12 protein-coding genes are annotated in these 15,115 nt (G+C 59.3%); 7 read left to right on the forward strand and 5 right to left on the reverse strand.

The genetic code is table 11. The features are described 5' to 3' along the window. Positions 1-29 precede the first annotated feature (29 nt). Positions 30-1,499: a ribosome biogenesis GTPase Der gene (gene der / locus BW43_RS04100; protein ID WP_032890716.1), complete on the forward strand. Its 1,470-nt coding sequence runs from the start codon at positions 30-32 to the stop codon at positions 1,497-1,499. A gap of 34 nt (positions 1,500-1,533) precedes the next feature. On the opposite strand, the gene BW43_RS04095 is transcribed toward der, so the two are convergent. After that, the gene (locus tag BW43_RS04095; protein ID WP_032890718.1) at positions 1,534-2,793 is read right to left on the reverse strand and encodes a hypothetical protein; all 1,260 of its coding nucleotides are present in this window, start codon (positions 2,791-2,793) and stop codon (positions 1,534-1,536) included. Between the two features lie 243 nt (positions 2,794-3,036). Here BW43_RS04095 and BW43_RS04090 point away from each other — a divergent pair, with 243 nt between their 5' ends. Both BW43_RS04090 and BW43_RS04085 read left to right on the forward strand, forming a co-directional pair. Further along, positions 3,037-4,185 (forward strand): pyridoxal phosphate-dependent aminotransferase, encoded by a 1,149-nt coding sequence (locus BW43_RS04090; RefSeq protein ID WP_032890720.1) that lies wholly within the window; start codon positions 3,037-3,039, stop codon positions 4,183-4,185. After that, a complete protein-coding gene (locus BW43_RS04085; protein WP_032891081.1) occupies positions 4,173-4,964 on the forward strand; it encodes an amidohydrolase in 792 nt (263 codons plus the stop codon). The genes BW43_RS04090 and BW43_RS04085 overlap by 13 nt, the downstream gene beginning before the upstream one ends. 171 nt (positions 4,965-5,135) lie before the next feature. On the opposite strand, the gene leuA is transcribed toward BW43_RS04085, so the two are convergent. The 4 genes from leuA to BW43_RS04065 all read right to left on the reverse strand — a co-directional run bounded on the left by leuA (position 5,136) and on the right by BW43_RS04065 (position 10,245). Continuing rightward, positions 5,136-6,815: a 2-isopropylmalate synthase gene (leuA, locus tag BW43_RS04080; RefSeq protein ID WP_017530007.1), complete on the reverse strand. Its 1,680-nt coding sequence runs from the start codon at positions 6,813-6,815 to the stop codon at positions 5,136-5,138. A gap of 324 nt (positions 6,816-7,139) precedes the next feature. After that, positions 7,140-7,961 (reverse strand): M23 family metallopeptidase, encoded by an 822-nt coding sequence (locus BW43_RS04075; protein ID WP_032890722.1) that lies wholly within the window; start codon positions 7,959-7,961, stop codon positions 7,140-7,142. 3 nt (positions 7,962-7,964) lie between these two features. After that, positions 7,965-9,344: an exodeoxyribonuclease VII large subunit gene (gene xseA, locus BW43_RS04070; RefSeq protein WP_032890724.1), complete on the reverse strand. Its 1,380-nt coding sequence runs from the start codon at positions 9,342-9,344 to the stop codon at positions 7,965-7,967. A 10-nt stretch (positions 9,345-9,354) separates the two neighbouring features. Next, positions 9,355-10,245, reverse strand: a complete 891-nt coding sequence (locus tag BW43_RS04065; RefSeq protein ID WP_032890726.1) for a LysR family transcriptional regulator — start codon at positions 10,243-10,245, stop codon at positions 9,355-9,357. Positions 10,246-10,344: 99 nt separating this feature from the next. On the opposite strand from BW43_RS04065, the gene BW43_RS04060 reads away from it, so the two are divergent. The 4 genes from BW43_RS04060 (at position 10,345) to guaA (ending at position 15,030) form a co-directional block, all read left to right on the forward strand. Continuing rightward, a complete protein-coding gene (locus tag BW43_RS04060) occupies positions 10,345-11,112 on the forward strand; it encodes a sulfite exporter TauE/SafE family protein (protein ID WP_032890728.1) in 768 nt (255 codons plus the stop codon). Between the two features lie 137 nt (positions 11,113-11,249). Continuing rightward, positions 11,250-11,798, forward strand: coding sequence for a hypothetical protein (locus tag BW43_RS04055; RefSeq protein ID WP_032890730.1), 549 nt, complete (start codon positions 11,250-11,252; stop codon positions 11,796-11,798). 104 nt (positions 11,799-11,902) lie between these two features. After that, positions 11,903-13,372: an IMP dehydrogenase gene (gene guaB / locus BW43_RS04050; RefSeq protein ID WP_003209646.1), complete on the forward strand. Its 1,470-nt coding sequence runs from the start codon at positions 11,903-11,905 to the stop codon at positions 13,370-13,372. 80 nt (positions 13,373-13,452) lie between these two features. Beyond that, positions 13,453-15,030, forward strand: coding sequence for a glutamine-hydrolyzing GMP synthase (gene guaA, locus BW43_RS04045; protein ID WP_032890732.1), 1,578 nt, complete (start codon positions 13,453-13,455; stop codon positions 15,028-15,030). Positions 15,031-15,115 lie beyond the last annotated feature (85 nt).

A 15,115-nucleotide genomic window follows, 5' to 3' on the forward strand; every position in this document is an offset into this window, starting at 1 on the left:
TTTTCTGAAATAACGAAGTGGAGAGCCGCATGGTTCCCGTAATCGCCCTGGTGGGCCGACCTAACGTCGGCAAGTCCACCTTGTTCAACCGCCTGACCAGGACTCGCGACGCTATTGTCGGCGACTTGTCCGGTCTGACCCGTGATCGCCAATACGGTGAGGCAAAGTGGCAAGGGCGCTCCTACATTATTGTCGACACCGGTGGTATCTCCGGTGATGAGCATGGCATGGACGAAAAAATGGCCGAGCAGTCGCTGCTGGCCATTGAAGAAGCCGATGTCGTGTTGTTCCTGGTGGACGCCCGCGCTGGCTACACCGCTGCCGACCAGATGATCGGCGAGCACCTGCGCAAGCGTAACAAGCGTTCCTATTTGGTCGCGAACAAGATCGATAACATCGATCCTGAGGCGGCCCGTGCTGAATTCAGCCCGATGGGCCTGGGCGACGCGATCCCGGTTGCCGGTGCCCACGGCCGCGGCATCACGCAGATGCTGGAAATCGCTCTGCGCGACTTCCCGAAGGATGATGCTGAGGAAGAAGAAGGCGAAGAAGAGATCGTTGCCGAAGGTGAGGAAGCCAAGCGCATTCCTGGCCCTAGTGAAAAAGACGGTATCAAGATCGCCATCATCGGCCGTCCTAACGTCGGCAAGTCGACCCTGGTCAATCGTATGCTCGGTGAAGACCGGGTAATCGTGTACGACCAGCCTGGCACCACCCGCGACAGTATCTACATCCCGTTCGAGCGCAACGACGAGAAGTACACGCTGATCGACACAGCCGGTGTGCGCAAGCGCGGCAAGATCCACGAGGAAGTTGAAAAGTTTTCCGTGGTGAAAACCCTGCAAGCGATCAAAGACGCCAACGTGGTGATCTTCGTGATGGACGCCCGCGAAGGCGTGGTGGACCACGACCTCAACTTGCTGGGCTTTGCCCTGGAAGCGGGCCGGGCATTGGTCATCGCGATCAACAAGTGGGACGGCATGACGCCGAGCGAGCGCGATTTCGTCAAGATCGAGCTGCAGCGCCGCCTGTTCTTCGTCGAGTTCGCCGATATTCACTTTATCTCGGCATTGCACGGTACTGGCGTGGGTAACCTGTACGCTTCCGTACAGAATTCTTTCAAGTCCGCAGTCACCCGCTGGCCGACCAATCGTCTCACCCAGATCCTGGAAGATGCGGTGGGCGAGCATGCACCGCCGATGGTCAACAACCGCCGGATCAAACTGCGTTACGCCCACTTGGGTGGTGCCAACCCGCCGATTATCGTGATCCACGGTAACCAGATCGAGAAGGTGCCTAAGTCCTACGTGCGTTACTTGGAAAACACCTACCGCCGTGTCTTGAAACTGGTCGGTACGCCGATCCGTATCGAGTTTAAGGGGGGCGAGAACCCATACGAAGGCAACAAGAACACACTGACTGACCGTCAGGTGAACAAGAAGCGTCGTTTGATGACTCACCACAAGAAGGCCGACAAGAAGCGCCGCGACAAGCGCTGATTCAAGCTTTAAAAAGGCGCCGGTGGCGCCTTTTTTACGCCTGCGATTCGGAAAAATAACACGCCAGCAGGAAGGTTGGTTCAAGCGTGAGGCCTGATAAGGACATCAATACGAGCAATCGTTTTTGTTGGTCCATGACCAGCCCAATGGGCTCGCTGAACTGCTGGTTGAAGTCCAGCTCAACGATGCCGGTGCCGTTAGGCCCGAAGCTTGTATCGATCTCGCCATTGCTATTGAAGCGCGCCATCACGGCCGTTTTGTTCAATACCTCTTCAAGGGTGCCGACCGCTACGATTTTGCCAGCGTCCACCAGCAACTTGTGCCAACGGGTCACGTTTGCCGTGATTACCGGTAGGCCATTGTTGAAGCCGGGATCCGGCACGCCGTCGGGGTCTAGTGAGATAAGCAGTGCTCCTTGCGCAGCAGAGCCGCACGCAAGGATCTTTTCATGGGTGGCAACGAGATCAAGGTATTGATGATCCTGGGTTCGGTACTCGCCGCTGATCGCGAAGGTTGTATCTACCGCACCTTCCGAGGTGTAACGGTGGACGATTCCCGTCTTGATACCCCTGACATGGACGCTGTGGCCGTAAGCGAGAATCTTGTCGTCCGCTTGAATGGCGAGGCCTGCTAAAGCCGTGTTCTCGCCCGCCTTAAGGGTGTCGATATAGCCACGGCCACTATTGAAGGCGAGGTCGGTTTGGCCGTCGGCATTTATACGGGCTATCAGAGCTCCCCAGTGTCCGGGTTCGCCTGTGTACAAGTGCAGGGTGATTATCTTCCCGGTACTTTGAAGGGCCGCGTCCACGCCTGGCGCTTGGTTGGGGCCTTGTTCGTAGGTGATTGGCAGATTCAGTACCGATAGGCCGTTTTTACCGAACTGAAGGACGGGTGCTCCGGTTAGTTGGCTTTTAGCTACTGCGGGTACGGGAGTGCTTGAGTTGTGCGTCAGGGCTCCGCACAGCAAGTAGGACTGGTGATCCGCCGTGAGCACTTTCAGGCCATTTGAGGGCCATTGCTGATCCGATGGTTCAAAGAGCCCGGTCACGATTCCATTTTTACCGAAACCTTGATTGGGCTGCCCATCTGCTTGCAGGTTGAAATAGACGAAGTGGCCTTGGGTGTAAGTGTTCATATCCTTCAGAACACTGGCGGAAACCAGTAACTTGTCGTCAATGCTGTTCAATCCATATGCCCTGAAAATCGCTCCATCTTCGATGTTGAGCGGCAAGACTCCGCGTTCACCAAACGACGGATCCAGTTCACCGGTTTTGTGGAGGAGAGTGGTTGACATGGGTTGCCTCGCTGATGGGGTAAGCCTGATTAGTTAGGCGCTTTTTTCTTCGTTGAGGTAACTGTTAGAAATACCTGTTATGCACACTGAGACAGTCCGTTCGTCGCAGAGGACGCGGTAGAAGGCCGATACTGGTCATGGCTATCAATGGCGCGTGCCGGCTTTTTTTCTGACAACCGCATGGGCTATCCTCGACCCTTACCGCGCCATTGCAGCGACAGGTGTTCAGCAGGGACTCACCGAATGATCAACAGCAAGTTACCGAATGTCGGCACCACTATTTTCACCACTATGTCGCAATTGGCTGCCGAAACCGGTGCGCTCAACCTCTCCCAGGGGTTTCCCGACTTCAACGGCCCCCAGGCTTTACTCGATGCCGTGGGCAAACATGTTGCCAGCGGGCATAACCAATACTCCCCGATGACCGGCCTTCCGGCGCTGCGTCAACAGGTGGCGGGCAAGATCGCTCGCAGCTATGGCGCCACGGTCAACCCGGACAGTGAAGTGACCATCACCCCCGGTGCCACGGCTGCGATCTTCTGCGCGATCCAGGCGGTGATCCGCAGTGGCGATGAAGTCATCGTGTTCGATCCCTGCTACGACAGCTATGAGCCCTCGGTCGAACTGGCCGGGGGACGCTGTGTCCATGTGCAACTGAGCCTGCAAGGCTTTGCATTGGACTTTGAGAAGATCAAGGCCGCGCTGTCGCCACGCACGCGCATGATCATCCTCAACACCCCGCACAACCCGACTGGCGCGCTGATCAGCCGCGCCGAGCTGGACCAGTTGGCCGAACTGATCCGCGACCGCGATATCTACCTGGTCAGCGATGAGGTCTACGAACACCTGGTATTCGACGGCGTGCCCCACGTGAGCGTGCTGGCCCATAAAGAGCTGTACCTGCGTGCGTTCGTGGTCAGCTCCTTTGGCAAGACCTACCACGTCACTGGCTGGAAAACCGGCTACGTGGTCGCGCCACCGGCCCTGACGGCTGAATTGCGCAAGGTGCATCAATACGTCAACTTCTGTGGCGTAACCCCGTTGCAGTTCGCCTTGGCCGATTTCATGGCCGAACACCCGGAGCACGTCGACGAACTGCCTGCGTTCTATCAGGCCAAACGCGATCTGTTCTGCGACCTGCTGGCGCCGTCGCGCTTCAGCTTTACCCGGGTGACCGGAACCTACTTCCAATTGGTGGATTACTCACAAATACGCCCGGACCTGGATGACGTCGCCATGTCCCTGTGGATGACCCGTGAACACGGTGTGGCGACTATCCCGGTCTCGGTGTTCTACCAGACCCCACCCCAAGGCCAGCGCCTGGTGCGCCTGTGCTTTGCCAAACGCGAGGAAACGCTGCAGCAGGCAGCTGAAAAACTATGCGTGATCTGAGTGCACTGCCGAATCTGAATATCGCCCTGGTCCAGACCACCCTGGCCTGGCACGACCGCCAGGCCAACCTCGAACATTTCGACGGGCTGCTGGAGCAGGCCCGCGGCGCCGACCTCATCGTGCTCCCGGAGATGTTCACCACCGGTTTCTCCATGGACTCGCAAACCCTCGCCGAGCCGGAAAACGGCCCGACCCATCATTGGCTCCAGGCCCAGGCTGCGAAGTACAACGCGGTGATCACCGGTAGCGTGATCATCCAGGCCGCTGATGGCAGCCACCGCAACCGCCTGTTATGGGCGCGGCCGGATGGCGAGGTGTTGCACTACGACAAGCGTCATTTGTTTCGTATGGCCGGTGAACACAATCACTACACACCCGGCGAGCGCCAGGTGCAGTTCGAGTTGAAAGGTTGGCGTGTTCGGCCGCTGATTTGCTACGACCTGCGCTTTCCGGTGTGGAGTCGGGATCCCCAGGACACTGACTTGCTGCTGTACACCGCCAATTGGCCGGGCGCGCGGCGCCAGCATTGGAACCGGTTGTTGCCGGCGCGGGCTATCGAGAACCTGTGCTACGTAGCGGCGGTCAATCGAGTAGGCACCGACGGCAAGGGCTTTGCCTACACTGGCGATAGCCAAGTGCTGGATTTCCAGGGCGAGAGCCTGCTGAGTGCAGGGGAGGCGGACGGGGTGTTCCAGGTGTGCCTGGACGCGGCTGAACTGGCTGCGTATCGCACGCGGTTTCCGGCTAATCTGGATGCCGATAGCTTTCAGTTTGTCTGACAGACCGCTATCGGGGGGGGCAAGTCTCCTCCCACACTTTGCTTTGTGAATACATTCAAAATGTGGGAGGGGGCTTGCCCCCGATGCGTCCCTGACAGGCAACCTAAATCTGAAACTCAATAAAAAGGCCCCTGGGTTCTCACCCAGGGGCCTTATGTATGACGGCGAAGGTTACGCCGCTTTGGCTTCCTGCTGGCTCAGCGATCGGTTCAGCGCACTGAACAGCGCCTTGAAGCTCGCCGTTGTGATGTTTTCATCAATGCCCACGCCATGCACTGGACGTTCACCGTTCACACGCAGTTCGATATAGGCGGCTGCCTTGGCGTTGGTACCCGCACCGATCGCATGTTCGTTGTAGTCCATGATCTCCACGCCAATCGGCAAACCAGCCACCAGGGCTTCCAGCGCGCCGTTGCCTTTGCCTTTCCAATGCAGGTTGGTTTCGCCCTGGCCCTTGCCCGAGACTTCCACTTCGACAAAACTGTTGCCGTTCTCTTCCTGCAGGCGATGGCTGACCAGCGCGTACGGAGTGTTGGCTTGCAGGTATTCACGCTGCAGCAAGGCGTAGATCTGTGGTGCGGTCATCTCCAGGCCCACGCGGTCGGTTTCGGCCTGGACTACCTGGCTGAATTCGATCTGCATGCGGCGTGGCAAGCTGATGTCGTATTCCTGTTCCAGCAGGTAGGCGATGCCGCCTTTGCCCGACTGGCTATTAACGCGGATCACCGCCTCGTAGCTGCGACCGATGTCAGCCGGGTCGATCGGCAAGTACGGCACTTCCCACAGGGCATCATCTTTCTGTTGGGAGAAGCCTTTGCGGATCGCGTCCTGGTGGGAACCGGAGAACGCGGTGTGCACCAGATCGCCGACGTACGGATGACGGGGGTGTACCTGGATCTGGTTGCACTCCTCGACGACTTTGCGCACACCGTCGATGTCGGAGAAGTCCAGCTGCGGGTCCAGGCCCTGGGTGTACATGTTCAACGCCACGGTGACGAGGTCGACGTTACCGGTACGCTCGCCGTTGCCGAACAGGCAGCCTTCGACACGGTCGGCGCCGGCCATCAGGCCCAGCTCGGTAGCGGCCACGCCGGTACCACGGTCGTTGTGGGTGTGCAGGCTGATGATCACGCTGTCACGGCGGTTGATATGGCGGCCGAACCACTCGATCTGATCGGCATAGATGTTAGGCGTGGCGCACTCCACGGTGGCTGGCAGGTTGAGGATCATCTTGTGCTCAGGCGTCGGGTTCCACACCTCGATCACCGCGTCACACACTTCCTTGGCGAACTCCAGTTCAGTGGCACTGAAGGTCTCTGGGGAATACTCGAAGGTCCACTGGGTTTCCGGCTGCTGGGCAGCGTATTTGACGAACAGCTTGGCCGCATTGACTGCGATGGCCTTGATGCCGTCCTTGTCCTGGTTGAACACGATGCGGCGGAACGACGGCGAGGTGGCGTTGTACAAGTGCACGATGGCTTTCTTGGCGCCGCGCAGGGATTCGAAGGTGCGTGCGATCAAGTCTTCACGGCCCTGGGTCAGCACCTGGATGGTGGTGTCCTCGGGTATGTGATTGTCTTCGATCAGGGTGCGCACGAAGTCGAAGTCGGTTTGCGACGCGGCAGGGAACGATGCCTCGATTTCCTTCACGCCGACGGCTACCAGGGTCTTCCAGAAGCGCAGTTTTTTCACTGCGTCCATCGGCTCGATCAACGACTGGTTGCCATCACGCAGGTCGGAGCTGCACCAGATCGGCGCGGTGGTGATGGTCTTCGATGGCCAAGTGCGGTCCGGGATATCGATGGTCGGAAACGCGCGGTACTTCGAAGACGGGTCTTTGAGCATGCTCATCGGGAAATCCTTTGTTGTAGGGGCCGAGAAAAGGCGGCCTGCCGTGGAACTGTTTTTGGGGATAAAGCGTAGAGACGAGGCAGATCGATTCAGCCTGGCAGTCGTGCGCTGACGAGGCACAGGCTGCGGTGCTGGCGGAGCTGAATGAGGGTGTGAGAGGTTTTCATAAGCTCAACCCTAACCGCCGGGGTGAAAGATGGCAAGCAGTCGAGAAAAATTGAGAGAAGTTCTGCTATTTACGTAGGAGGCGAGATTTTATGCCTGAAAATTCGGTGGTTTCTGAATTTAATTGCGCGCGCTTTGCGGCGCACGCAATCGAGTCATTCAGGGCTGGAACGCGCCGATAAAGATCGCAGGGTCCACCCGCGCATCGTTGAGGCTGACGTTCCAGTGCATATGTGGGCCGGTGGCGCGGCCGGTCGCGCCGACCTTGCCCACCACTGTCCCACGCACCAGTTGCTGGCCGACCTTCACGTCTATCTTCGACATATGACAGAACATGCTGATAAAGCCCTGGCCGTGGTCGACGAATACGGTGTTGCCGTTGAAGAAGTAGTTACCGACCAGAATCACCTTGCCGTTCGCCGGCGTCTTGATCGGCGTACCGGCCGGCACGGCGAAATCCAGGCCCGAATGCGGGTTACGCTCTTCGCCGTTGAAGAAACGGCGCACGCCGAACTTGCTCGACAGGGGCCCGTTTACCGGTTTATCCAGCACCAGGTTACTCGGCAGGTTGGGGCTGAAGCTGCGGTAGGCCTTGAGCTGTACGGCCAGTTCGCCTTCGATGCGCTTCAGTTGAGCCGGGTCGGGGTTGACCTGGCTTTTGTTTTTCAGGGTGATGCGCTGTTCCGGGTATTTCTTATAGCCGACGATAAACGGCAGGCTGCGCCCGCCGCTGCTGATGCGCTCGTTACCCGGCTTGACGCTCAGCGGGATACCGACAATCGCCAGCCAATTGTCCTGTTCCTTGACCACCAGCACCGGCTTGCCTTGATAGGTCGCTTTCGGCGCTGCCGCCGAAGGGCCCAGGTCGACCACGGCCACACCACCCGGCACCGGTTTGTTCAAGGTACGGCTGATATAGCTATCGGCGTGGGCATTAAAGGTAAGGCACAGCAGCATCAACAAACTAAAGAGACGAGGCATCAATCAATCCAATAACGAAAGGGTGACGGGTGTCAGGTGGTTGTCTTCCACGCGCACTTGCAATTGGCCTTCACCGAGACGCGCGGTGAGACGCTGGCCGGTGTGGGTTTGCGCCGCGTTGCGAATGGCATGGCCGCGCTCATCCAGCAGGATGCTGTAACCACGGCCCAGGGTCGCCAGCGGGCTGACCACCTGCAATGTCTGCACCTGGCTTTGCAGTTGCAGGCGACGGGCCTTCAGGCCTTCGCGCATGGCGCGGGGCAAGCGTTCGGCGAGGCTGTTCAGGCGCTGGCGCAATAGCGCCAGTTGACGGCCGGGGTGCTGGCCGGTGAGGCGGGTTTCCAGGCGGATCAGGCGCTCGCGACGGGTATTGAGGCTGCGTTCAAACGCACGGCGCAGGCGCATATCCAGATCATCCAGGCGCTGGGCCTGCTGGCGCAGACGTTCGCCGGGATGGCGCAGGCGACGGGCCATGCCTTCCAGGCGCAGGCGGTCGTGGGTCAGGCGGTTGCGCATCAACATGACCAGGCGGCGATGCAGATTTTCCACCTGACGCACCAGATGGCTGGCGTCCGGTGCCAGCAATTCGGCGGCGGCGGATGGGGTAGGGGCGCGTACGTCCGCCACGAAGTCGCTGATGGACACATCGGTTTCATGTCCGACGGCGCTGACAATGGGGGTCACGCAAGCGTCCACCGCGCGGGCTACGGCTTCTTCGTTGAAGCACCAGAGGTCTTCCAGGGAGCCGCCGCCACGGGCCAGAATCAGTGCGTCAAAGCCTCGCGCATCGGCCAGTTTCAGCGCGCGGACAATCTGCGGGATCGCCTCGCGGCCTTGCACGGCGGTCGGGATCAAGGTCAGCTCGATGTTCGGCGCACGGCGGCGGAACACGCTGATGATGTCGCGGATCACTGCGCCGGTGGGCGAACTGATAATGCCAATGCGTCGAGGATGGGCCGGCAGTGGGACCTTACGCTCGGCACTGAACAAGCCTTCGGCGCTGAGCTTTTCCTTCAAGGCATCGAAGGCCAAACGCAGCGCACCATCACCGGCGGGCTCCACGGTGTCGAGGATCAGTTGGTAGTCGCCACGGCCCTCGAACAGCGAGACCTTGCCGCGCACCTTCACCGCCAGGCCATCTTTCAGCGCCTGGCGCACCCGTGCGGCATTGTTGCGAAACAACGCACAACGTACTTGGGCGCCGCTGTCCTTGAGGGTGAAATACACATGGCCGGAGGCTGGGCGGGCGAGGTTCGAGATCTCGCCTTCGACCCAGATATTGGTGAACACGTCTTCCAGCAACACCCGCGCACGGCCGTTGAGTTGGCTGACAGTCAGGACTTCACGGTCCAGGCCCAGGCGGGCAAAGGGGTCTTTAATCATGGGCGGCAGTTTATAGGCATTCGTGCAAGGTTTGACAGAACTGCTCAACCAACCGGCTCGGCGTCGGTGGGCAGGCCAGAGCCACGGTGCTCAGGCAATCCGGATCGGCCAGCGGTAGAAAGTGCACATTGGCGGGAGCAATGTCCTGCATGGATTTTGGTAATAAGGCAATACCAAAGCCGGCCTGGATCAACTGTAGCTGGGTGGTCTTTCGTGACATGACCCGCGCAGCCTTAGGGAAAAATCCGGCGCGCATGCAGAGCTCGGCCGCCAGATAACTCAGGCCGCCACGCTGTGGGTGGGGGATCGAGATAAACGCTTCATCTTTGAGCTGTTCCAGGTCGACGGGCTCGTTGCTACGTGCCAAACGGTGATTCGGCGGCACAGCAAGCAGCAATTGTTCTTTATATAAGGGCTCCACACGTACCCCTTCACGCTGGCGCAACACCGGCAACCGTAGCAGTCCGATATCCAGCCTACCGTCGGCGATTTCCTCCAGTTGCGCCTCGGATGACAGTTTGACGATGTCCATTGATACGCCGGGGCAACGCTCCAACCACGTGTTGATGCATTGCAACAAAACGCCGCTCATCGGCACGGTGCTCGAATGGCTCAGCCGCAGGGTGCCGAGCTGGCCGTTACCGACCTGGGTCGCGGTTTCACTGGCCTTGAGTAGCTCGCTCAGCAAATTGCGTGCCCTCGGGTAGAACGCTTCACCGGCGGCGGTCAGGCGTGGCTGACGCGCGGTGCGTTCGAACAATGGCGTTTGCAGCTGTTTTTCCAGCTCCTTGATCTGTCGGCTTAGAGCCGATTGCGCCACAAACAGACGTTCGGCGGCGGCGCTGAAGCTGCCGCTGTCGGCGATTTCAACGAAGTAGCGCAGTTGGCGAGTGGAAATCACGCGTCATGCCTTTTCGAGATGGGTGGAGGGCTTTGAAGATATTAGTCGCAACCCTCGCCGATGGCTAAAGTGATGGTTATCTCTTTCAAGGAAGACTCCATGAGCCCGCTTGAGCTGATGAACCAGTGGTCGTTTAGCGGTGTGGATTGGCTGGTGATCGGCCTGGGTGTCGTCGTGGCGTACATCGTGTTTGGTATTGCCGGCTTCGGGACGGCGCTGGTGGCGGGGCCTATCCTGATTCTGTTTATGCCGCTGTCGAAGATCATTCCGTTGCTGGTGCTGCTGGATTTTGTCGCGGCCTTTGGCGGCCTGTTGCAAACGCGGCGGGATGTGAATACGTCGGAATTGCTGCGGCTGCTGCCGTGTATGGCCATTGGTTGCACACTGGGCGTGGTGTTTTTGCTCAATCTGCATTCGGACTTGTTGCTGCTGTTGATGGGGCTGTTTATCAGCGCCTATGCCGTCTACACCTTGGCAGTAAAAGCCCGTCCCACGCAGCTCGGCAAAGGCTGGTCGATTCCCATGGGCACCGTCGGCGGCCTGTTTGGCGCGCTGTTCGGCAGTGGCGGCTTTTTATATGCGATCTATCTGAACAGCCGATTATCCAAGGACGCGGCGCGGGCGACTCAAAGTGCGCTGATCAGTTGCAGTACCGTGGTGCGCCTGAGCCTGTTCCTGATCGCCGGGGTGTATGCGGATCTGCCATTGTTGCTGTTGGCGCTGTGCCTACTGCCAGCGATGGGCCTTGGGCTGTGGTTTGGGCGTAGGTTGACGATGCGTATGTCGCGTGAGGCGTTTGTGCGGTTAGTGACGTGGCTGGTGCTGGCCAGTGGCATTGCCTTGATTGGACGGTATCTGAGCACTTGACCGGATTTCTTCAGGGATTAAGCTGCCAGCCTCCCGGGCGTCATCGCGGGCAAGCCCGGCTCCCACAGTTGAGCGCATTCCAATATGGGAGCCGGGCTTGCCCGCGATGACGCCAGAAGCCACACCGCAGGACTCTCATGAACTCCCAAAGCATCCTTGTCCCGAAAATCTCCACCTTGCCCGTCCACGAGCCCCGCGCGCGGGCGATCGTGCGTTGGCTGGTGCGCAAGAACATCATCAAGGAAGAACTCACCACTTGCGGGCGCACCGGCAACCGCATGGCCTACGCCCTGGCCGACGGTGCCCGCGCCGTGGTCCGGCACCCCGAAGCGCTGCCGTTCAACGAGCCGGTCAATGGCCTGGAGATCATCTACAAACGCTGCATCTACACCCCGGCCAAGGGCTTTCTCGAAGAAGCCGGCTGCCCGGAATGTCGCAAGGAGGTCGGCGAGGCGCTGTTTGAAAGCCTGGAAGACTGGATGCCCGGCCACACCGACAACTTCACCTGCCCGCTGTGTGGGCATGAAGATGACATCAATGGGTTTCTGTTCCTGCAGGAATGCGGGTTTTCCAACCTGGGATTCATCTTCAATAACTGGGCAGAGGCGGGGTTCAAGCAAAGCTTCATCGACGAATTCGCCGATTGGCTGGACCAAAAGATCAGTTGGGTTAAGGTCGAACTTTAATCCATCTATCAGTATTACCAAGTTTGTCAGAGTTTTACATTGAGCCCGACAGGGTGCATGTATATAATGGCGCGCTTCCATTTTCCCGCTCGGGAGCCCCCGCGATGCTGCGTATCAGCCAAGAAGCTCTGACATTCGACGACATTCTCCTAGTGCCCGGTTATTCCGAGGTGCTTCCTAACGAAGTCAGTCTCAAGACCCGCCTAACCCGTGGCATCGAGCTGAATATTCCCCTGGTTTCCGCTGCGATGGACACCGTTACCGAAGCCCGCCTGGCCATTGCCATGGCGCAGGAAGGCGGTATCGGGATCATCCACAAGAACATGACCATCGAGCAGCAAGCTGCCGAAGTGCGCAAGGTCAAGCGTTACGAAGCCGGTGTGGTGAAAGATCCAATCACCATCGAAGCCGACGCCACCGTGCGTGATCTGTTCGACCTCACTCGTCTGCACAACATCTCCGGTGTTCCTGTGCTGCACGATGGCGACCTGGTCGGCATCGTCACTTCCCGTGACGTGCGTTTCGAAAACCGTCTTGAAGTCACCGTCCGCGAAGTGATGACGCCTAAAGAGCGCCTCGTGACTGTCAAGGAAGGCGCCGACAAGAACGACGTGCGCGAACTGCTGCACAAGCACCGCATCGAGCGCGTGCTGATCGTCGACGACAAATTCGCCCTCAAAGGCATGATGACCGTCAACGACATCGAAAAAGCCAAGGCTTACCCGCTGGCCAGCAAGGATGACCAAGGTCGTCTGCGCGTGGGTGCTGCCGTCGGTACCGGCAAAGACACCGGTGACCGCGTTGCAGCCCTGGTAGCCGCGGGTGTGGACGTGGTGGTGGTCGATACCGCTCACGGTCACTCCAAAGGCGTGATCGACCGCGTACGTTGGGTCAAACAGAACTTCCCTGACGTGCAGGTCATCGGCGGCAACATCGCCACCGGCGCAGCGGCCAAGGCCCTGGCCGAAGCCGGCGCTGACGCAGTCAAGGTCGGTATCGGCCCTGGCTCGATCTGCACCACGCGTATCGTCGCTGGTGTGGGCGTGCCGCAAATCAGCGCCATCGCCAACGTTGCCGCTGCCCTTGAAGGCACCGGCGTTCCGTTGATCGCTGACGGCGGCATCCGTTTCTCCGGTGACCTGTCCAAGGCCATCGTAGCCGGTGCCTCCTGCGTGATGATGGGCTCGATGTTCGCCGGTACCGAAGAAGCACCGGGTGAGATCGAACTGTTCCAGGGCCGTTCGTACAAGGCTTACCGTGGCATGGGTTCGCTGGGCGCCATGTCCCAGGCTCAAGGCTCGTCCGACCGTTACTTCCAGGACTCCTCGGCAGGCGCCGAGAAGCTCGTTCCGGAAGGCATCGAAGGCCGTGTTCCTTACAAAGGCACCCTGAGCGCCATCATCCATCAACTGATGGGCGGCCTGCGTTCTTCGATGGGCTACACCGGCAGCGCCGACATCGAAGAAATGCGCACCAAGCCAGAGTTCGTACGGATCACCGGCGCCGGCATGGCTGAATCCCATGTCCACGACGTGCAGATCACCAAGGAAGCGCCAAACTACCGCGTAGGTTGAGGCTTCCAGCAAAATGTTAAGTAACCGGGGCTGTTCTTCAGCCCCGAGTTGTTTCTGATTCATTAGACGAGACTGACTTCATGGCCCTCGACATTCACGCCCACCGCATCCTGATCCTCGACTTCGGTTCCCAGTACACCCAACTGATCGCCCGCCGCGTGCGTGAAATCGGCGTGTATTGCGAACTGCACCCGTTCGACATGGATGACGAAGCGATTCGCGAATTCGCACCGAAAGGCGTCATCCTCGCCGGTGGCCCCGAGTCCGTGCACGAAGCCAACAGCCCGCGCTGCCCTCAAGCCGTATTCGACCTGGGCGTGCCGGTCTTCGGTATCTGCTACGGCATGCAGACCATGGCCGAGCAACTGGGCGGCAAGGTTGAAGGTTCCGAGCTGCGTGAATTCGGTTATGCCCGTGTAGATGTGGTCGGCAAAAGCCGCCTGCTGGACGGCATCGAAGACCACGTTGACGCCGATGGCCTGTTCGGCCTCGACGTGTGGATGAGCCACGGTGACAAGGTCACCAAGATGCCGGAAGACTTCCACATCCTGGCCAGCACCCCAAGCTGCCCGATCGCCGGCATGTTCAGCGACGAGCGTCGTTACTACGGCGTGCAGTTCCACCCGGAAGTGACCCACACCAAGCAAGGCGGCCGCATCCTGTCGCGCTTCATCCTCGACATCTGCGAGTGTGAAGCCCTGTGGACCCCGTCGAAAATCGCTGAAGACGCCATCGCCAACGTGCGTGCCCAGGTTGGTACCGACAACGTGCTGCTCGGCCTGTCCGGCGGCGTTGACTCCTCTGTGGTTGCTGCGCTGCTGCACAAAGCCATCGGCGACCAACTGACCTGCGTGTTCGTCGACAACGGCCTGCTGCGCCTGCACGAAGGTGAGCAAGTGATGGCCATGTTCGCCGAGAACATGGGCGTCAAGGTGATCCGCGCCAACGCTGAAGACCAGTTCCTCAACAACCTGGCCGGCGAGTCCGACCCGGAGAAGAAGCGCAAGATCATCGGTCGTACCTTCATCGACGTATTCGATGCCCAGTCCAACAAACTGGACAACATCAAGTACCTCGCCCAAGGCACCATCTACCCTGACGTGATCGAGTCGGCCGGCGCCAAGAGCGGCAAGGCCCACGTGATCAAGTCCCACCACAACGTGGGTGGCCTGCCTGAGGAAATGAACCTCAAGCTGGTAGAACCACTGCGCGAATTGTTCAAGGACGAAGTCCGCCGTCTGGGCCTGGAACTGGGCCTGCCGTACGACATGGTCTACCGCCACCCATTCCCAGGCCCGGGCCTGGGCGTGCGTATCCTTGGTGAAGTGAAGAAGGAATACGCCGACCTGCTGCGTCGTGCCGACCACATCTTCATCGAAGAACTGCGCAAGGCCGACTGGTACCACAAGGTCAGTCAGGCGTTCGTAGTGTTCCAGCCGGTGAAATCGGTTGGCGTTGTCGGCGATGGCCGTCGTTACGCCTGGGTCGTTGCCCTGCGTGCCGTAGAAACCATCGACTTCATGACCGCCCGCTGGGCCCACCTGCCGTACGAACTGCTGGAGACTGTCAGCGGCCGTATCATCAATGAGATCGAAGGCATCTCGCGCGTGACGTATGACGTGTCGAGCAAGCCGCCGGCGACGATTGAGTGGGAATGATGGGACGCCCGGCATTGTCCGGCACGATCTAGCAAGAAATACCCTGGAGCCCGCGTAATTGCGGGCTTTTGGTTTTTTGGTGCTG

It is taken from the genome of Pseudomonas sp. RIT357 (genome assembly GCF_000632245.1).
GTDB classification, from domain to species: domain Bacteria; phylum Pseudomonadota; class Gammaproteobacteria; order Pseudomonadales; family Pseudomonadaceae; genus Aquipseudomonas; species Aquipseudomonas sivasensis.